Source organism: Lactococcus sp. SK2-659 (assembly GCF_020218185.2).
Taxonomy (GTDB): Bacteria; Bacillota; Bacilli; order Lactobacillales; family Streptococcaceae; genus Lactococcus; species Lactococcus lactis.
On sequence record NZ_JAIWQZ020000001.1, the window covers coordinates 1,446,530 to 1,464,442 of the forward strand.

The 17,913-nt window shown below is 32.5% G+C and carries 20 protein-coding genes; 10 read left to right on the plus strand and 10 right to left on the minus strand.

The window, feature by feature from the left end; all coding sequences use genetic code 11:
• Positions 1 to 89: 89 nt before the first annotated feature.
• From LDP15_RS06815 to LDP15_RS06830, 4 genes are all read left to right on the plus strand, one after another.
• Positions 90 to 623, plus strand: a complete 534-nt coding sequence (locus tag LDP15_RS06815; protein ID WP_015425923.1) for a GNAT family N-acetyltransferase — start codon at positions 90 to 92, stop codon at positions 621 to 623.
• Between the two features lie 423 nt (positions 624 to 1,046).
• Entirely contained in the window at positions 1,047 to 2,513 is a 1,467-nt protein-coding gene (locus LDP15_RS06820) for a Y-family DNA polymerase (RefSeq protein WP_225513502.1), read from the plus strand.
• Positions 2,473 to 2,853, plus strand: coding sequence for a hypothetical protein (locus LDP15_RS06825; RefSeq protein ID WP_015425921.1), 381 nt, complete (start codon positions 2,473 to 2,475; stop codon positions 2,851 to 2,853). The genes LDP15_RS06820 and LDP15_RS06825 overlap by 41 nt, the downstream gene beginning before the upstream one ends.
• Before the next feature lie 156 nt (positions 2,854 to 3,009).
• On the plus strand, positions 3,010 to 3,708 hold the full coding sequence (locus LDP15_RS06830; protein ID WP_015425920.1) for a TIGR00266 family protein: 699 nt from the start codon (positions 3,010 to 3,012) through the stop codon (positions 3,706 to 3,708).
• A 302-nt stretch (positions 3,709 to 4,010) separates the two neighbouring features.
• Here the strand turns inward: LDP15_RS06830 and LDP15_RS06835 are convergent, their stop codons facing one another.
• The 10 genes from LDP15_RS06835 to LDP15_RS06880 form a co-directional block, all read right to left on the minus strand.
• Positions 4,011 to 4,295 carry a putative quinol monooxygenase gene (locus tag LDP15_RS06835; RefSeq protein ID WP_015425919.1) on the minus strand — a complete coding sequence of 95 codons (285 nt, stop codon included), beginning with the start codon at positions 4,293 to 4,295 and terminating at the stop codon, positions 4,011 to 4,013.
• A gap of 227 nt (positions 4,296 to 4,522) precedes the next feature.
• Positions 4,523 to 4,891: a VOC family protein gene (locus LDP15_RS06840; protein ID WP_015425918.1), complete on the minus strand. Its 369-nt coding sequence runs from the start codon at positions 4,889 to 4,891 to the stop codon at positions 4,523 to 4,525.
• Positions 4,892 to 5,068: 177 nt separating this feature from the next.
• Positions 5,069 to 5,842 carry a DUF1295 domain-containing protein gene (locus LDP15_RS06845; RefSeq protein ID WP_015425917.1) on the minus strand — a complete coding sequence of 258 codons (774 nt, stop codon included), beginning with the start codon at positions 5,840 to 5,842 and terminating at the stop codon, positions 5,069 to 5,071.
• On the minus strand, positions 5,839 to 7,635 hold the full coding sequence (locus LDP15_RS06850) for a DAK2 domain-containing protein (protein ID WP_015425916.1): 1,797 nt from the start codon (positions 7,633 to 7,635) through the stop codon (positions 5,839 to 5,841). Before LDP15_RS06850 ends, LDP15_RS06845 begins: the two co-directional genes overlap by 4 nt.
• Before the next feature lie 3 nt (positions 7,636 to 7,638).
• Positions 7,639 to 8,040: a DUF2177 family protein gene (locus tag LDP15_RS06855; protein ID WP_015425915.1), complete on the minus strand. Its 402-nt coding sequence runs from the start codon at positions 8,038 to 8,040 to the stop codon at positions 7,639 to 7,641.
• A gap of 118 nt (positions 8,041 to 8,158) precedes the next feature.
• Positions 8,159 to 8,641, minus strand: coding sequence for a TspO/MBR family protein (locus LDP15_RS06860; protein ID WP_042230111.1), 483 nt, complete (start codon positions 8,639 to 8,641; stop codon positions 8,159 to 8,161).
• Positions 8,642 to 8,838: 197 nt separating this feature from the next.
• On the minus strand, positions 8,839 to 9,432 hold the full coding sequence (locus LDP15_RS06865; protein ID WP_015425913.1) for a lipoprotein BA_5634 family protein: 594 nt from the start codon (positions 9,430 to 9,432) through the stop codon (positions 8,839 to 8,841).
• A gap of 151 nt (positions 9,433 to 9,583) precedes the next feature.
• Positions 9,584 to 10,609 carry a YdcF family protein gene (locus LDP15_RS06870; protein WP_015425912.1) on the minus strand — a complete coding sequence of 342 codons (1,026 nt, stop codon included), beginning with the start codon at positions 10,607 to 10,609 and terminating at the stop codon, positions 9,584 to 9,586.
• Positions 10,610 to 10,715: 106 nt separating this feature from the next.
• Complete coding sequence (locus LDP15_RS06875; protein ID WP_015425911.1) at positions 10,716 to 11,159, minus strand: GNAT family N-acetyltransferase; 444 nt, start codon at positions 11,157 to 11,159, stop codon at positions 10,716 to 10,718.
• A 12-nt stretch (positions 11,160 to 11,171) separates the two neighbouring features.
• Positions 11,172 to 13,499: a cation-translocating P-type ATPase gene (locus LDP15_RS06880; RefSeq protein ID WP_015425910.1), complete on the minus strand. Its 2,328-nt coding sequence runs from the start codon at positions 13,497 to 13,499 to the stop codon at positions 11,172 to 11,174.
• Positions 13,500 to 13,696: 197 nt separating this feature from the next.
• Between LDP15_RS06880 and LDP15_RS06885 the strand changes: the two genes are divergently transcribed.
• The 6 genes from LDP15_RS06885 (at position 13,697) to yidC (ending at position 17,847) form a co-directional block, all read left to right on the plus strand.
• Entirely contained in the window at positions 13,697 to 13,882 is a 186-nt protein-coding gene (locus LDP15_RS06885; protein WP_003130513.1) for a 2-hydroxymuconate tautomerase, read from the plus strand.
• A gap of 145 nt (positions 13,883 to 14,027) precedes the next feature.
• Entirely contained in the window at positions 14,028 to 14,723 is a 696-nt protein-coding gene (locus tag LDP15_RS06890) for a phosphopantothenate--cysteine ligase (RefSeq protein ID WP_015425909.1), read from the plus strand.
• Positions 14,716 to 15,252 carry a phosphopantothenoylcysteine decarboxylase gene (gene coaC, locus LDP15_RS06895; RefSeq protein WP_015425908.1) on the plus strand — a complete coding sequence of 179 codons (537 nt, stop codon included), beginning with the start codon at positions 14,716 to 14,718 and terminating at the stop codon, positions 15,250 to 15,252. The genes LDP15_RS06890 and coaC overlap by 8 nt, the downstream gene beginning before the upstream one ends.
• A gap of 16 nt (positions 15,253 to 15,268) precedes the next feature.
• The gene (locus LDP15_RS06900; RefSeq protein WP_015425907.1) at positions 15,269 to 15,859 is read left to right on the plus strand and encodes an ECF transporter S component; all 591 of its coding nucleotides are present in this window, start codon (positions 15,269 to 15,271) and stop codon (positions 15,857 to 15,859) included.
• A 92-nt stretch (positions 15,860 to 15,951) separates the two neighbouring features.
• Positions 15,952 to 16,710, plus strand: a complete 759-nt coding sequence (locus LDP15_RS06905) for an HAD-IIB family hydrolase (RefSeq protein WP_003130508.1) — start codon at positions 15,952 to 15,954, stop codon at positions 16,708 to 16,710.
• Between the two features lie 174 nt (positions 16,711 to 16,884).
• Positions 16,885 to 17,847, plus strand: coding sequence for a membrane protein insertase YidC (gene yidC, locus LDP15_RS06910; protein ID WP_003130506.1), 963 nt, complete (start codon positions 16,885 to 16,887; stop codon positions 17,845 to 17,847).
• Positions 17,848 to 17,913: the final 66 nt, after the last annotated feature.

Below are 17,913 nucleotides of genomic sequence, written 5' to 3' on the forward strand. Positions count from 1 at the left end.
CGAAAATCCCAGATAAAAACCAAAGAAAAGGTTTACATTCATGCTTTTTTATGCTATAATTTTCCAACCTCAAAATAGGAGAATATAAGATGAAATACTTTGTACGCCTTGCTACAGAGCAAGATAAACCCGCAGTTGCTACATTCTATGATAATTCTTTACCATTGATTGATGAAAAACAAACGAGTTGGATAAAAAATATTTATCCCTCAATTGATACAGCTCTAAAAGCAATTGACTTATCTCAGCTCTTTGTTTGTTATGATTCAAATGATATTGTTTCAGGAACTGTGATCCTAAATAATCAATCAGATAAAGAGTATGAAAATATTACCTGGGGCACTCCAGAGCTTGGTCCTAATCAAATCTTGGTAATCCATACTTTAATTATAGATCCTAAAAAATTAAATCAAGGAATTGCAAGTACTATGATCAACTTTATAAAAGAATTTAGCAAAAGTAATAGTATGGTAACTATCAGATTAGATACTAATTTTAAAAATACACCTGCACAGAAACTTTATGAAAAACATCAATTTGTATTTCGCGGGAGAACCAATCTCAAGAGCTTTGATAACAAAGGATGGGACGATTGCGTATTTTATGAATTTTGTCTTAAATAATTAAAAATATAAAAATAAGTAAAAACCACTATTTTTTTTAGTGGTTTTTTATTTTATAAATTTTCTTTTTTAACAATATTTTTTAATTTATTTTAAATTCTACCCATTAAATTTTATTATGATTTCTTTAAATTCATTGCTACAAAGAGGACCAGTAATATTTGCATATTTGAACTAATTAAATATATTCAAAATTTTGATAGATATTTTTTAAATAATGAATCAAATACAGAACTTCTTTGCCCTTCTCTAAATCTAACTATAGCAGAAAATAAGCTCTTTTTTTGGGGGAAGGAACAAACTGAGATGTTTTTTATCTTTTTACTATTTTTTCTGATATTATCCATTGATTAATGGTTTTTTTTAGAGTATAATATCAGATAAACAGATGTTTTGTATTAAATATGTTACTGAAGGGGAGAGATGGATAAACATAAATTAAATAACTTTTTTGACTACTCACTTGAACCTCGTAGAGCTATCCTTTTTGAAGATGTCAAATCAAATTACGCCTCTATTGAGTGTGTTCAACGAAACCTTGATCCTTTGACAACTTCTCTTTGCGTCATGAGTCGTGCAGATAACACTAAAGGTTTAACGCTTGCCTCTAGTCCTACTTTTAAAAAAATCTTTGGAATGAAAAACATAAGTCGTGCCAGTGATTTACCCTTTATTATTGAAACAAGAAAATTCAATTTCCCACAATGGTATCGAACACATACGGACATTTACGGACAACGGACTGAACCAACTTTGCAGTATGTCGCTTTCATCGAATCTTGGGCAAAACGAACATGGCTTGTTCCGCCTCAAATGCAGCTCTATGTAGATTATAAAATCAAAGTTACTGAAATTCTAACCAATTACACATCAATTGAAGAAATTCACTCTTACTCAATTGATGAATCATTTTTAGATATCACAGAGTCTCTTAACTTCTTCTATCCTGATATTAGAAACCGATATGAGCAAATGAATCTGATTGCTTTAGATTTACAACGTGAGATTTTGGATAAGTTAGGGTTATATGTAACTGTAGGGATGGGTGATAATCCTCTACTTGCAAAACTTGCCATGGATAACTATGCCAAACATAATCAGAATATGAGAGCATTAATACGATATGAAGATGTCCCTAGTAAGCTCTGGACTCTTCCTAAGATGACTGACTTCTGGGGAATCGGAAAACGAACTGAGAAACGTTTGAACAAGTTAGGAATCAGTTCTATTAAAGAGCTTGCAAATGCTGACCCTCTTCTCCTTAAACAAAAATTAGGCACAATTGGACTCCAACATTTTTTCCATGCAAATGGAATTGATGAAAGTAATATAAGGGAAAAATATATTCCTAAATCTTCTAGCTTCAGCAATTCTCAAATTCTACCCCGTGACTACCATAAGCAAAAAGAAATAGAACTTGTGATTAAAGAAATGGCTGAAAACTTAGCGATAAGGCTAAGAAAGGGTGGAAAAATGGCAAGCAATCTTTCACTTTATGTGGGTGCTGCAGCAAGCTCTGAACACTCTTCTATTAAAATTTCACGCAATATTGAAGCAACGCAAAATACAAAAGAACTGCAAGACCTCGCAATTCGTTTATTTCGTGAAAAATATCAAGGTGGAGCAGTAAGGCAAATAGGAATAAGTGGCAATCAACTCTCTGATAATTCCGTCAAACAACTTTCCTTATTTGAAACTGTTGAAGAAAATCAAGCCAACGAAAAGCAAGAATCCCTTCAAAAAGCCATTGACGAAATCAGAGAAAAATTCGATTTTCTATCCATTCAAAAAGCAAGCAGTTTATCCGAAGGATCTCGTGTGATTTATCGAAATAAACTTATTGGAGGTCATGCAGCAAGTCAAAATAAGGAGGATAAAGATGTCAGTTGACCGTTCTTATAGTACTTATGAAGTCATTCGAGCATATCAGGATAGAGGAATGATGAAATGGGGATCATTTGCGACCGGAGAGTTGACCGAGGCCCAAAATGCATTTGTTAAAGAGCAAAATAGTGATAAAATCTTACAGCCTTTATCTCATCACATTATACTTCATCTTCTCAACCAGTCATTTACTAATCAAGTACAAGTCAAAATTAAATATCAATCTAAGGATAAAATAACTGAAGTTTTTGGTTTTGTATCAGAATTTATCAATAATCAAGTTAGAATAAAATCCACAGATAAAATTCACCTCATATCTATCGAAAAAATTATAAATATTTCATAATTAATGAAAAAAGCATGTTATGTCCAAACATGCTTTTTTATTACTATAGCTTCTTTGAATACAATAATTTCATAAATAAGAATAATTTTTAATATTTATTCAGATGACATCTCATGATATAATTGTTTAAAGAATAAGTTCAAAAGGAGAAGATTTATGGAATATCAACTAAGTTCAACATCAATGGCACCACTAGTGGAGATTAGTCTTGACAATAATGAAGAGATTCAAATTGAGTCTGGAGCGATGGTCTACCATAACGCTGCTGTTAAACTTGAAGGAAAAATGAACAGCAATGGAAAAGGAGGACTTGGAGGTGCTTTAAAAGCTCTTGGTCGTTCAATTACAAGTGGAGAAAGTTTCTTTATTACTAAGGCAAGCGCAATAGGTGCAAATGGTAAAATTTCGCTTGCTCCTGCTAGCCTTGGTTCAATCAAGGAAATTCTTGTCGGTCAAGAACAGTGGAATCTTAACACAGGGGCATTCCTCGTTAGTGAGGGTGGTGTCCATTACATAATGGAACGTCAAAAATTAGATGGAGCATTATTTGGAGGAACTGGTGGCCTTTTTGTGATGAAAACACAGGGCAGCGGAAAGATGTTAATCAGCGGTTACGGGGATATTGTAGAAATAGATCTTGATGGAACAGAAGATTTTGTAGTTGATAATCAACATGTTTTAGCCTGGACTGAATCTTTGAGTTATTCAATTGAAGTTGCTTCCGGAACATTTGGTTTTAAGACAGGAGAAGGGTTAGTTAATAAATTTCGAGGTAAGGGAAAAATCCTGATTCAAAGTAGAAATGTTGAAGCCCTCGCACAGTCAATCATTCCATTCATACCAAGTAAAGGATAAATAAAAAGTCACTAAACTTTAGTGGCTTTTTATTTTATAAGTTTCCATATTTTTCAATAATATCTTGTTGTTTTATGTATTTTAAATTTTGCCGACTAACTTTTATTTTAGTTTCTATAATGCATTGTTATAAAGTAATCCAGTAATATTTCCATATCTAAAATATAGTTGTGCGATTACTTTTCCTTTTCCCGTTTTATCTTCTAAACCTTAGAAGATTCTTCACTAATTTCTTTCCCTATAATATAAAAAGATAGAGCAATATTTTTCTTGCTCTATCTTTTTATATTGTTAATTATTTTTTACTTTGTTTCCGCAATTTGTAGAACTGGTTTTTTTGAACTATAGGTGCTCAAGTTCTTAGCGAATGCTACCAAAAAGGGATTAGTGTTATGTTTTTCGATAGCTTCCTGTGATTCCCAATTTTCTATCATCACAAATTCTAGCTGATTATCCGTAGATTCATAAAGAGAGTATTCCAGACATCCTTCATCCTTTTTGGAAGCTGAAATCAGACCTTCTATCTCTTTTAAGAATTGAGATTTTTTATCTTCTTTAATATAAAATTTAGCATTTACAATAATCATAATTTTTATTCCTTTTTATTTATTAATGTTTATTTTTCAATTTTTGGAAAAATAAATACTTGACAAGTCAATGATTGATAAGTCATATAATAAAATATTTTACTTGTTTTTGCAAATATTTTAGATTACACAGAATAAAAATTTATATGATTTCTTTATTTTCTCATTTAAATAAAAAGAACTGCCTTTAATGACAGTTTTAAGGACTATTATAAAATTAGATATAATTAAATTTCCATAAAAGCATAATAGTTACCCGAAGGGCTTTGGAAATTAAATGCTTTTTTCCCGTTAGCATCCATCAAGTCGCTTGTTGTAGGAGTAATCTTCTTTAATTTTTCATTCATCTCTTCTATATTATCTACTGTGAATAGTAATGAAGGTTTATCATTCGCAACTTCGGGTGAGACTTTTTTTATAAACTCGATATCCCAAATTTGTAAAAAAGCATTGCCATCTGATAGCGGTGCAATTACAACTGAATCTGAGTTTTCCATCTTATGTCTTTCAATTTCTAAAAAACCGATTGACCTGAAAAAATCTACTTCTTTTTCTACATCTTCTACATAAAGATTTATACAGATATTAAAAGCCATATAGTTCTCCCCTTTTTCTTTTTATACCGCTATTATAACACGAAAATATTTAATTTCCCCACTAACTTCTTTTAGCTCCCTAGCTTACAATTTTGAAAGCACACGAACGCTTTTTTATATAAGATTAAAAAGGAAAAACTACCAAAATTAAGAGCTTTTATGATTCAAAACTCGGTCTTATAAGCCCTTTTTACCAATAAAAGGAACAAACTTCGGGGTATTTTTTGCATATTCTTTAAAATCTTCACGATTCTTATATTTTTTTTCAAGAATTGGTACACCAGATACAAATAAAAGGAGACTAGTAATCAATAGAGGACTAATAACCAACCAAAGCGTTGATAAAGTCGTCAAGGAGATTAAGAATATTCCCCACCAACACATTGACTCGCCAAAATAATTAGGATGTCGTGTTAATGACCACAGGCCACTAGTCAATAGTTTTCCTTTATTTTGGGGGAGTTTTTTAAAGACTTCTAACTGACGATCTCCAAAAACTTCAAAAATAAAGCCAAATATCCAAATTATTATTCCTAAAATTTGCCACCAATAAAATTGAGAATTAACATTTGAATTGACTTGAATAATTGGGAGTGAAATAATGATTAACAAAAGATATTGCACCATAAATACCGTTAGAAAAGCTTTCAATTTCGGAAAATTATTGCCCCACCTTTTACGCATATTTGTATAGCGATAATCCTCGGGTTTATTCCAATTTCGTCTTCCTAAATGAATTGCTAAACGTACTCCCCATAATATGACTAACACTAAGATTAGGCTATTTTGAATCGTAATTCTCGGAGAAAATAAATAAGAGACCACAGCTGTAAGAACAAATCCTCCGCCCCAAGCAATATCTATCAATCCGTAATTCTTCTTAGATGTCGCAATAAGAAACCAACAGATGAAATAAAGTAATAAAGTTACCAAAACGGCTATATAATTCATTTGACCTCCTTTAATAGTCCGGCAATTGCTAAACTTCCAATCCCTGCAGAAATTCCAATTGCTGCTGAACTGTCTATAATTTCACAGTTTTTAGTAGTTTTTTCTTTCAATAGTTCATTTATCTTTAAAGCTGATTCTTCGGATAAAACATGTGTCAAAGCTAATTCTTCGATTTGTCCTTCTTTTGACAATAGGTTAATTTTTTTCAAAATTTTATCCATACTCTTAGTTTGACTAAAAGAAGCACCAATCAGCTTTCCGTTTCCTCTTTTATCAAGACTAATAATTGGATGCATTGAAAGTTTTTGTGCGGTTTCTCCCAAAATTTTTGGAATTCTTCCCGAATTTATCATTGGCGATAAATCTTCTACTGCCACATAAATAAATATCCGGTCAATTATTTTTTTTGTTTCATTAAGTACTGATTCAATAGAGCGCTCTTCACTAATTAATTTGGCAACTTGTTTAACTAATAGTCCTTGAGCTACTGAATTTAATTTGGAATCTATAAGATGTACTCGGTTTTCTAAGGATTTCTTTGCTGTAATTCTTTGGTTGAGAAGTTGATAAGTGCCACTTAGTTTTGAAGAAACTGAAATCACGATGATATGTTCATATTTTCCTTCTAAAAAGGAGAAAAGTGAATCAACAGATTGAATGCTTGGTTGAGAAGTTGTCATTTTTAAATTCTTATTATACTTTTCTGAAAAAATTTGAGGATTGATTGTAAGTTTATCTAAAAAGGCTTGCTCACCTACTGAAACATTCAAAGGTAAAACAAAAATTTGATTTTCAAGTATACAATTAGCAGATAGATCGGCAACAGAATCTGTGACAATAGCAATGGATGATTTTCTATTTTGTGATATTTCATATTGTAATTGCATATCATCAACTTTTTGATAGATAATCGTTCCTGTTTTTTCTAACAGTGCTAATATATTTTCTGGATGGTTAGTATGGATATGAATCTTTATTTGTTTTTTATTTCCAGCAATAACTAAAGAATCTCCCCATTTCCTTAGTGATTCTTTTAAGTCCTTTTCTTGTTTTAGGGGTTCTTTGATAATAAATTCTGAACAATACCTATTTTTAGGTGCTTCAGATATAAAGTGTTCTTTAATATCTTCTTTATTTAATTCTTTTATGCTGGGGATAAGTCCTTCTTGTATCTTACTTACTTTTTCTCCACAGTAAGCGTCAGTAAAACCGGATATAAAGTAGTAAAAACCTTTCGCTCCAGAGTCAACGAGTTTATTCTTTTTTAAAATTGACATCTGAAATTGTGTTTCCTTAAGAGCTTTCCAGGCTTCTCCTTTTGCTTCTAGCAAGGCTTTTTCAAAAGATGTACTTTCTTTAAAAGTAATCAGTAATACTTCTGCCCATCTTTTCATAACTGATAAAATCGTTCCTTCTTTGGGCTCAATCAAAGAATCATAGGCGCTCTTTACTGCTCTGTTGAAAGCTAAAACAAGTATCTCTAAGTTAGTTTCATATACACTATAATAATCTGAAACGGCATTTAAGTACTGGGCAAAAATAATTCCAGAATTTCCCCGAGCCCCAATGAGCGCTGCCGAAGCTACTTCATCAAATAAAAGGTTCGTTGAATAATTATTATTAGATAAATTATCAATAATGGTTTGCATTAAAGATGCTAAATTACTCCCTGTATCCCCATCGGCAACTGGGAATACATTTATTTTGTTTAGTTCATCCTTTCTGTTAATAACCTTTTGCGCTCCTGCTATGATACTTTCTAGTAGACGGTCTTCAGATTTTAACTTTTCCATTCTTTATCCTTCCATAAACTTTGTAATCACAAGAAATGAAAGACTTGCACTCAAAGAGCTTACAAAAGTCCCCCAAATAATATCAATTATTGTTACCATTAGTGACCAGTCTTTAATTGATGCCAAATTTGTTAAATCGTATGTAGAATAACATACTAATCCTAGTAGAGCACCACTCAATAAGACGTAAGTTATACTATTTTTTTCAAGTCCGGGCATTAATACAAAAAATGTTAGTGCTCCTAGATAAATAATATAGAAGATAATGGCCGGAATAACTTTAAAATCTCCCATCAAGTTACCAATATTTGGCTGATAGATTTTTTTATTTGCAAAAAAGAGCCAGCAAATATCTAAAATTAAAAAAAATACTCCACTTATAATAAAGGGTTTAATAAAATTCATTATTTTTCTCCAATCTTTAACTTTCTGTTTTACAGATGTATATACTTATAAATATCAAAATTTTTATGTTATATAATCATTATTTATTGCCCAAACCATCAGATTCTCCTCAAATTATTTAGTTCAAGATAGCAACTGATATACTCAAATATGTTGCGAAAATAATCCAAATAAAATAAGGAATTAGAAGGAATGCAGACCACTTATTAATTTTTGAAAATTTAATGATGCAGAGATAAACAATAAAATCTAGTAAGAGAATAATAATAACTCCTAACCAAAAATAGCCTTTGAAAAAAATAATACTCCAAATAAAGTTTAAGATAAGTTGTATTCCAAAATAGAATAAAGCATTTTGTCCCTCACTTCTTTGAGTTTTCAGCTTATAAAAAATCAAATAGGCGGAAATGGCGATAAGAGCATATAATACAGGCCAAACAATCCCAAAAAGATAGTCTGGTGGCGCTAGGGGTGGGAGTTTAAGATTATTATAAATCCCCTTAATATCCCCCGCCAAGAGGCCAGATAGGCCACCAATTAGCTCAATTCCTACAATAAATAATATTAGTTGTCCCAATGCTTTTAGTTTATTACTAGTCATAATTTCTCTCCCCTTCATTATGTATGCGTTCTTTTGATTACTGTACCTATATTATTACATAAATAATGAGTTAAGCTGGCTTATTCGCTTGATAACTTTATAACTTAGTATAATCATCTTTAATTTGTTAAAAAATAAAAATGTCACTAGAAAAATTTCCAGTAACATTTTATAAGAGTTATTTTTAGTCGTTTTTATTATTTGTAAGGGAAAATCTGTGAGGGAATTGAACCACTCGTAATGTAGCTTTTAAGGACTTTATCAGCATCTCGTTTTTCTTTTATTACACTTACAAATTTAGCTTTTGCATCAAATTTTTGATAATCTTCATCATTAATAATCAATAGCTTAGAAGTAGCACTGTATTCTCCTAGAACAATATATTTTGTACTTTTAGGTTTCACTGACTGTCCTTTATCATCAGTTATTGTTTTATCTTCCTTTCCTGTCCACAAAGCTGGCTCGGCTGATAAGTTTTCTACTGTCTTAAATTTAAACTTATCTCCTTTTTTGGTTACGTTATTAAAAACTTTTTCATTTATTAATTTATTAGCAGCTTGAGTATTCAAGACTAAAACATCTGATTTTGAACTGTATTTACCTTCTACAGTTAAACTTTTATCAATATATTTTTTATTATTTTCTAATATAGTATCTGCTTCATCCTTATTATCACTATACATGATTATACCGTGAACATGAGCAAAATTTTTTTTGAAAAAGTCATAACCAAGAAATCCGGTAATGGCAATTGGTACCATGATAATTAGCGCTATTAGTATTTTCTTCATTCTATATCTTTCCTTTTTTTCTTTTTACAATTTAGCTACTCTTTCATTCTAACATCAAGTCCGATCCCTTCTTCTTACATTTTTGTAATGAAAAAACGACTACTAAAAACCTCAAGAAAGACATCTTTTTCTTGAGGTTTGCTAATATTTTTTAAATAGGAAGAAGGGAGATAATAATAAGCATTAAAACACCTCCCAATACACTAAAAAGGATAATTTTTCTATGTAAGAGTAATGCAATATATTCACGAATTAAGGCCGTAGGTAAGAAATAAAGTGCTGTGGGTGCCCCTACTCCTTGGGCTTTTAATTTTACTCTTTGCGCATATAAACTTCCTCTGAGAACATGATAATTATTGGTTGAAAAAATGATTGAAGGGGATATTTCTTTATCTGACCAATCCTCATTAATTATCCTTTTAGAAAATAACATATTCTCATAAGTAGTGGTGGATTTATCTTCAAAAAGAATTTGATGATTAGGAATGTTTTGTGATTGAAGGTATTTTCGCATGGCGAAGGCTTCTGATACAGGCTCATCCGCTCCCTGTCCGCCACTAACAACAAATTTGGCTGTAGGATTTTTCTGGTAATATTCAATTCCTTTGTCCAATCGACCCTTTAACAAGGGTGGAACTTCTTCACTTCTAACACCTGAACCCAAAATGATAATATAATCTATCTTTTTTTGTAAAGGAATCATTTGGCTCATCCATGAATATAAAATATAGGCTGCAAACAAAAAACAGAGAATTATATCAATAAGTAAAATATAAAGAAGAATGTACCAGATTATTTGTGGTATTGTTTTTGTTGAAAATGTTAATAACATAAAGAGAGCTGGAAAAGCAATGAGTAGATTTAAGCCAAATAGAGCAGATAATTTTGCAGTGGCACTTTTACCTTCTTTAGTTCTCATTGTTTTTGAGTTAAAAATGAAATATCCACAGACCAATAAAAATATTAAGGGAAGGATTCCATAAGCAATGATCAAGGTTGCAAAATCACCCGACGGAAGATAAAGATAAATAAGGTTTAATAATTCAAAAAACAGAGAGGCTAGGCTCAATATCAAGCCTGAGGCTAGAAAAATTCCTCCTACTATACTTCGTTTATTGATTTTTAATCTTAGCAGACCAATTAGCATGATAATCAGGGATATTATTAAAAAAGCCATTCAAACTCCTTGTGTTTAATCTGTTCTATTATATCATAGCCTTCTATCCTAATCTCTTCGTATGTATTAAAAAAATCCCACTATTCAAATGTGAGATTTTTGATTATCAACCCAAATGCATAAAAAGAATTGGATATTGATTTCCTTGTTCGTCAATTGGATTTCTTTTATAAACTTTAAAGCCTAAATGCTCATAAAATCCTTTGGCTTGCGGATTTTGCTCATTCACTACAAGTTCATTTACCGAATAGTTTTTTATTGCTTTTTCAAGCAACTTTCTACCGAGTCCTTTTTTCATGTGATTGGGGCTAATAAACAACATTTCAAGTTTCTCACCAACAATTCCCATAAAAGCAATTGGTTTTTCATTATCGTCAAATTCCACAATTAAATGTTCGATAGCTTTAAGGGCTTGTGGGACATATTGTTTTATATCTTCAATTTCTTTAACTGACAGAAAAGAATGTGTTTCTTTAACTGAATTTTCCCATAAACTTATCAATTCTTCTATGAGTTCTTTATTTCTCATATCTTTATTTATTTCTTTCATTTTAATCCTTTCTTATTTGAAAAACTTTTTTAATAGTGAATCAAAATTTCTAAATAGTGATTCTGAAAATAGTGAGAGTAAGGCAACCAGAACAAAACTATCCAAAGAAATTTTGCTGATAGAAAAGAGTGAATTGAACATGAAACCTGAGATAATTATCCCAACAATATTAAAAATGATAATTCCCATTTTAAAACGGTTGAGTGGTGCACTGATTTTAGTTAAAATCATAAATCCAACAACAGCTAGTAAGATAACTGCTGAAGTTGAAATTTCTGATGCCGTCAATTTGAAGGCAGCTCCAGCAATAACGACTCCTAAAACGGCCGTAATTTCAGTCAAGCTGGCTGGTAGTGCTTTTAAGATAACATTTTTAATAAAATCTTTTTCAATTCGTTTGTCATTTTCTTCTAAAGAGAGTAAGAATCCCGGAATCCCAATGGTGAATAAACTGATAAGTGAAAGTTGTGAAGCTTGTAAGGGATAGGTGAAGACAAAGATTGCTGAGATAATTGCCAAGATGATTGAAAAGAGATTTTTTACAAGGAAAAGAATGGCTGAACGTTGGACGTTATTGACGACTCGACGTCCTTCTGTGACTACTTGTGTCATATGTCCAAAATCTGAATCTAATAAGACAACTTGTGCAACTTGGGTCGCGGCATCACTTCCGGAAGCCATGGCAATGCTACAATCAGCACTTTTCATGGCTAAAATATCATTAACACCATCTCCGGTCATTGCGACAGTATGATCTTTACGTTTGAGGGCTTGAACGAGACGGCGTTTTTGGTCAGGTGTCACACGTCCAAAAACGGTATATGATTCAACTGCTTGGTCTAAATCTTCTTTCGTTTTCAATAAATTTGCATCAATGAAACGTTCAGCCCCAGTAATTCCTGCTCTTTTTGCAACTGCAGACACGGTTTGAGGGTTATCACCTGAAATAACTTTGATATTGACTCCTTGCTCTGCAAAGTAGTTAAATGTCGATTTAGCATTTTCTCTGATGGGATTGGCTAACACAACATAGCCAAGTGCGTAAGCCCCCAAATTAAGTTGGTCATAATTTTTTTCTTTTGTTCCCGCTAAAACTAGGACACGAAAGCCTTCTTCTAAGAGATGATTGATTTCAGAGCTAATTTTTTCATAAGTTTTCCCTAAAACAATTTCTGGTGCTCCTAAAAGATAACTTTCATTTTCAAAACAAACAGCACTATATTTTACTTTTGATGAAAATGGAATAATTTTTTTAACGCCGGTCATTTGATTTTGAAGGTCACCTTTTGCAAGCATAAACTCTCGAATTGCCTTCATGGTATCATTGTCATCAGTATTTGCTGAGATGTAGTCAGATAAAAGAGACATAAATTTCGCTTCGCTTATGTTACTACTTGGGCTAACAAATACTTGCTCAACTGACATTCTGGGTTCTGTGATTGTTCCTGTTTTATCGACACATAAAACATCAACACGCGCTAAAGATTCAATACTTTTCATATTGTGCAATAGCACTTGATTACGAGCCAATTTCACACTACTGAGGGTTAAGGCAATGGTTGTTAAAAGATACAGCCCCTCTGGAATCATTCCAATAACCGCTGCCACCATTGCTACAACACTGGTTTGAAGTGTATTATGATTGACAAAGTAATTTTGGGTAAATAAAATGACTGCTATCGGAAGAATAATAAAACTGACCCACTTTAATAATTTATTGAGGGCCCGTAACATCTCAGAGTCTTCACCATGGTCAACTAATTTGGCTTGTTCTGTTAATTTGGAAATGTAGGAATCTTTTCCGACTTTTTCCAAAATGACTTTGGCTTCTCCTGACACAACAAAACTTCCTGACAGAAGTTTGTCATCAACATTTTTTTCAATTTCGTCAGCTTCACCTGTTAAAAGTGATTCATTGACAAAAATACTTCCTTCGACAATGCGAGCGTCAGCGACAATTTGATTTCCTGTTTTAAGAATAATAATATCTTCTTCAACCAAATCATCTGAAGCAATTTTTTCTTGTTGACCATTCCTTATCACTGTGGATTGCGGAGCGTGCAGGAGAGTCATTTGGTCCAAATATCGTTTGGCTTTGATTTCTTGATAAATTCCGACAATTGTATTAATGACAATTATTGGAAGGAAAATAAGCTGATTCCATGCTTGAACTAAACTGATTAGAATCGCAATGACTGCAAATATTAAGTTGAAAAATGTAAAAGTATTTCGTTTTACAATTTCCCAAACAGGACGATCCGTCTCATCTATATTTTTATTTATCTTCCCTTGGCGAATCCGTTCTTCAACCTCAAAACTTGTTAATCCTTTTAAAGACATATTTTTTACTCTCTATTTCTTCTCAATTTCAATTTTTGATTTCAATTATATAGTATTTTTAAGAATACTTTGTTCTATATTAACATAGTTCTGAGAAGTCCTGCAAACGGTAAAAATGTTATTTTTGATTTGTTAAACTTTTTTCTATTTAAATATGATAAAATATGCTCATAATCATATAGAAAAGAGAATTTATTATGCCATATGTCCATGTTGAACTTTTTGAAGGTCGTACAGTTGAGCAAAAAGCTATAATTGCTAAAGAAATTACTGAATCAATTTCAAAACATGCTGGAGCACCTACTTCAGCAATTCATGTCATCTTTAATGACCTTCCAGAAGGAATGCTCTATCAAGGCGGAGAAATGAAAAAGAAGAAATAAGTTTTCATTTGAGCCAATCAAAGCTGTCAGTAATTGATGGCTTTTTTATTTAAGCTGTCAGTAAAGTTTTAGTAAATAAACTTCTCTTGAAAAAATATTTTTATTAGGATAAAATGAAAGCAACTCTAAAAGAAACTGGTGAAAAATGAAAGTTTTGATTACTTCTGGTGGAACAACGGAACCTATTGACAACGTTCGTGGCATCAGTAATTTTGCAACAGGAAGTCTCGGAAAAGTGACTGCTGAAAAATTTTTAAATGCTGGTCATGAAGTCTATTTATTAGCTGGACTTCAGGCTAAACTTCCTGAATTTACTGACAGACTGACCTATATTCCGATTGAAGGAACTCATGACCTTTATGAACAGATGAAAAACTTAGTCCCTGACATGGATGTTGTTATCCATAGTATGGCTGTCAGTGATTATCGTCCTATTTATATGACAGGTCTTGAAAATTTTACTGACAAGTTTTCTAAAGAGGAGCTTTTAAATTTTCGTCCTGAAAAAGTTGGGAAAATTTCTTCAAAATCTGATTATCAAATCATGCTCCTAGAAAAAACACCAAAAATTATTTCTTATATTAAAGAATGGAATCCAAATGTTTTACTTTTTGGTTTTAAATTATTGGTTGGTGTAGAAAAATCTGAGCTTCTTTCTGTGGCCAGAGAAAAATTACTGACAAATCATGCTGATTTTATTTTAGCGAATGATTTAGAAAATATTCATGGAGATGACCATCAAGCATTTTTGGTCAGTAAAAATCATGAAATTACTTTAAAAACAAAGGCTGAAATTGCTGACAGACTTTTAAAAACCTCGGAGGAATTAAAAAATGACTAAAATTACACTTGCGGTAACAGGTTCAATTGCAGCTTACAAAACAGCAGATTTAACTTCTTTACTGACAAAAGAAGGACATGATGTGACAGTCTTAATGACAAGAAGTGCTACTCAGTTCATCACTCCTTTAACTCTACAAGTTTTGTCCAAAAATAAGGTTCACTTGGATATTATGGACGAAGAACGTCCTGAATTGGTTAATCATATTGATTTAGCTAAAAATACTGAGCTTTTCCTTGTTGCACCTGCAACTGCTGATACAATTAGCCGTTTGGCGCAAGGCCGAGCTGATGATATTGTCACTTCTGTAGCCCTTGCTCTTGAACCTTCTGTACCAAAATATTTTGCCCCTGCAATGAATACTAAAATGTATCAACATCCTTTGACGCAAAAAAACATTGAGATTCTTAAGAAAATAGATTATAATATGATTCAACCGAAAAAATCTTTGCTCGCTTGTGGAGATTTTGGTGAGGGAGCACTCGCCGACTTACCTGATATTCTATCGGATTTAAAAAATTCTTTATAAAATAAATGAGGTATTTATGAAAAAATCAAAAGCATCTGATGTGGCAATCTTAGCCATTTTTATTGCAATTATGGTCGTTGTCCAACTTTTGAGTCAAATTATCTATAGCGTTTGGCCTTTACCAATCGTTCCAACTTTGCTCCATATTCCAGTAATCATTGGTTCAATCGTTCTTGGAGTTCGTAAAGGAGCATTTCTGGGTCTAGTGATGGGATTGATTAGTGTTATTAATGCAACAATCGTAACCCTACCTTCTAGCTTTATGTTTAGTCCCTTACAGCCTGTTCCTGGAACAAATCATGGTTCTATCTGGGCATTGGTTATTGCCATCGTTCCGCGTGTTCTAGTCGGAATTCTTCCTGCCCTCGTTTATCGTTTGGCACAAAATCGTTTTGGGGCTGGTTTAGCCGCTTTTGTTGGAACAGCAACTAATACACTTTTGGTTTTAAGTTTCATCTTCCTCTTCTTTCATGATGTAACCAAACAAACCTTCGGAGCTTTGCTTGCTTCAATTATCACAGGAAATTCTATTGCGGAAGTGATCATCGCTGTGATTTTAACAATGGCAATTGTCCCTGCTTTAAGTAAAGCAAGAGGCAATTCATAATTGAAAAAACAATCTATTTTTATTAGATTGTTTTTTTTATTAAAAAAATGTTATAATGTAAGCGTTGATAAGAAAAAAATAGGAGAAAACTTATGAAAAAAATATTAAGTTTCGACATTGACAACACACTCAATGAACCAAAAATGCCGATTTTCCCTGAGATGGCTGAATTGTTGGCTACTTTGTCTCAAAAATATATCATTGCACCAATTTCTGGTCAAAAATATGATCAATTTTTGATTCAAATTATTAATAATTTGCCTGAATCTGCAAATCTGGATAATTTCCATTTGTTTGTTGCCCAAGGGACTCAATATTATGCTCACAAAGATGGCGAATGGAAACAGGTCTTCAATTACGCTTTGACTGATGAACAAGCTAACGCAATTATGGGTGCACTTGAAAAAGCTGCTAAAGAGCTTGGACATTGGGATGAATCTGTTCTTGCCCCTGGTGATGAAATTAATGAAAATCGTGAATCGATGATTGCTTACTCAGCAATCGGTCAAAAAGCTGGTGTTGAAGCTAAACAAGCTTGGGACCCAGACATGACAAAACGTAATGAAATTGCTAAATTGGCTAGCCAATATGCTCCAGAATTTGAATTTGAAGTTGCTGGAACAACAACTATTAATGGTTTTGTTCCAGGTCAAAATAAAGAATTTGGGATGAATCATTTGATGGAAGAACTTAATGTTACTAAAGAAGAAATTCTTTACTTTGGTGACATGACTCAACCTGGCGGAAATGATTACCCTGTTGTTCAAATGGGAATTGAAACAATCACTGTTCGTGACTGGAAAGAAACTGCAGCTATTCTAAAAGCAATTATTGCGATGGAAGAAGCTTAATTTTCCACTGATAAAAAGCTGTCACTACTGACAGCTTTTTTCTTTTGCTGACAGAAAATATTATTGAAGATTTTAAACTACAGAATGGCTTTTCATCCTTTAGTCCTATTGAAATTCATCTGAATTTTAGGTAAAATAGATGAGTATGTTTAATTTATAGAAGGTGAACTTATATTGAAAAATTTGAAAAAGAAATTAACATTGACTGGTTTAATGACAGCCGGATTGTTATTCCTATCTGGCTGTGTTCAAACACACGTTGTTGATGGAGTCCGCGTTCCAACCGAAGCAGCTACTCATGGAATTACCTATAATTTTTTGGTTCGTCCAATGTCTGCTTTTGTTGACTTATTCGCTAATAACTTGCACATGGGTTATGGTTGGGGAATTATTTTTGTTACTCTGATTATCCGTTTTCTCATCTTGCCTTTAGGTTTGAATCAAGCCTACAAATCAACTTATATGCAAGAAAAAATGGCTTATCTTGCTCCTGTATTTGCTCCTTTGCAAGAACGACTCAAAAAAGCACAAACTCCTGAAGAAAAAATGGCAGCTCAACAAGCATTGATGGCAGCCCAAAAAGATAATGGAATTAACATGCTTTCATCAATTGGTTGCTTACCAATGTTGATTCAATGGCCTTTCTTTATCGCTCTTTATAATGCAGCGGCTTATACAACAGGAATTTCAAGTTCAACATTTTATGGGATTCCTTTAGGACATCCAAGTGTGGTCTTGGTTATTATCTCTGGGGTGCTTTACTTCATCCAAACCTGGATTTCAACTTTGTCAATGACCCCTGAACAAAAGAAATCAGGAATGGCAATGTTGATTATGAGTCCGGCAATGATTGTTGTCTTCTCATTCATGTCACCTGCTGGAGTAGCACTTTACTGGGCAGTTGGTGGTTTTGTTATTGTTATCCAACAAATCATCATTACCTTCATCATGAAACCAAGAATGCGCCGTCGTATTGATGAAGAATTTACAAAAAATCCTCCAAAAATCAATAATGAAGGCCTAAAAGATGTTACACCTACTTCTGTTCAAGAAAATTTCAAAGAAATCACAAGTGAACGCAATGAAAAGGAACGTAAATCTGGCGGACGAAATGCTGGTAAACAAAATCGTAAGTAATTTTTACTTACAAGATATTAAAAAAAATAAAAAATCACTGATAGAATTTCTGTCAGTGATTTTTTT

Coding starts and splice junctions, on each gene's coding strand:
- LDP15_RS06830 (WP_015425920.1), top strand. CDS start 3,010: ATGGAATATCAACTAAGTTCAACATCAATGGCACCACTAGTGGAGATT.
- LDP15_RS06905 (WP_003130508.1), top strand. CDS start 15,952: ATGAAAAAAATATTAAGTTTCGACATTGACAACACACTCAATGAACCA.
- LDP15_RS06845 (WP_015425917.1), bottom strand. CDS start 5,842: ATGAATTATATAGCCGTTTTGGTAACTTTATTACTTTATTTCATCTGT.
- LDP15_RS06860 (WP_042230111.1), bottom strand. CDS start 8,641: ATGACTAGTAATAAACTAAAAGCATTGGGACAACTAATATTATTTATT.
- LDP15_RS06885 (WP_003130513.1), top strand. CDS start 13,697: ATGCCATATGTCCATGTTGAACTTTTTGAAGGTCGTACAGTTGAGCAA.
- LDP15_RS06870 (WP_015425912.1), bottom strand. CDS start 10,609: ATGGCTTTTTTAATAATATCCCTGATTATCATGCTAATTGGTCTGCTA.
- LDP15_RS06865 (WP_015425913.1), bottom strand. CDS start 9,432: ATGAAGAAAATACTAATAGCGCTAATTATCATGGTACCAATTGCCATT.
- LDP15_RS06835 (WP_015425919.1), bottom strand. CDS start 4,295: ATGATTATTGTAAATGCTAAATTTTATATTAAAGAAGATAAAAAATCT.
- LDP15_RS06900 (WP_015425907.1), top strand. CDS start 15,269: ATGAAAAAATCAAAAGCATCTGATGTGGCAATCTTAGCCATTTTTATT.
- LDP15_RS06855 (WP_015425915.1), bottom strand. CDS start 8,040: ATGAATTTTATTAAACCCTTTATTATAAGTGGAGTATTTTTTTTAATT.
- LDP15_RS06875 (WP_015425911.1), bottom strand. CDS start 11,159: ATGAAAGAAATAAATAAAGATATGAGAAATAAAGAACTCATAGAAGAA.
- LDP15_RS06820 (WP_225513502.1), top strand. CDS start 1,047: ATGGATAAACATAAATTAAATAACTTTTTTGACTACTCACTTGAACCT.
- LDP15_RS06890 (WP_015425909.1), top strand. CDS start 14,028: ATGAAAGTTTTGATTACTTCTGGTGGAACAACGGAACCTATTGACAAC.
- coaC (WP_015425908.1), top strand. CDS start 14,716: ATGACTAAAATTACACTTGCGGTAACAGGTTCAATTGCAGCTTACAAA.
- LDP15_RS06840 (WP_015425918.1), bottom strand. CDS start 4,891: ATGGCTTTTAATATCTGTATAAATCTTTATGTAGAAGATGTAGAAAAA.
- LDP15_RS06850 (WP_015425916.1), bottom strand. CDS start 7,635: ATGGAAAAGTTAAAATCTGAAGACCGTCTACTAGAAAGTATCATAGCA.
- LDP15_RS06815 (WP_015425923.1), top strand. CDS start 90: ATGAAATACTTTGTACGCCTTGCTACAGAGCAAGATAAACCCGCAGTT.
- LDP15_RS06880 (WP_015425910.1), bottom strand. CDS start 13,499: ATGTCTTTAAAAGGATTAACAAGTTTTGAGGTTGAAGAACGGATTCGC.
- LDP15_RS06825 (WP_015425921.1), top strand. CDS start 2,473: ATGCAGCAAGTCAAAATAAGGAGGATAAAGATGTCAGTTGACCGTTCT.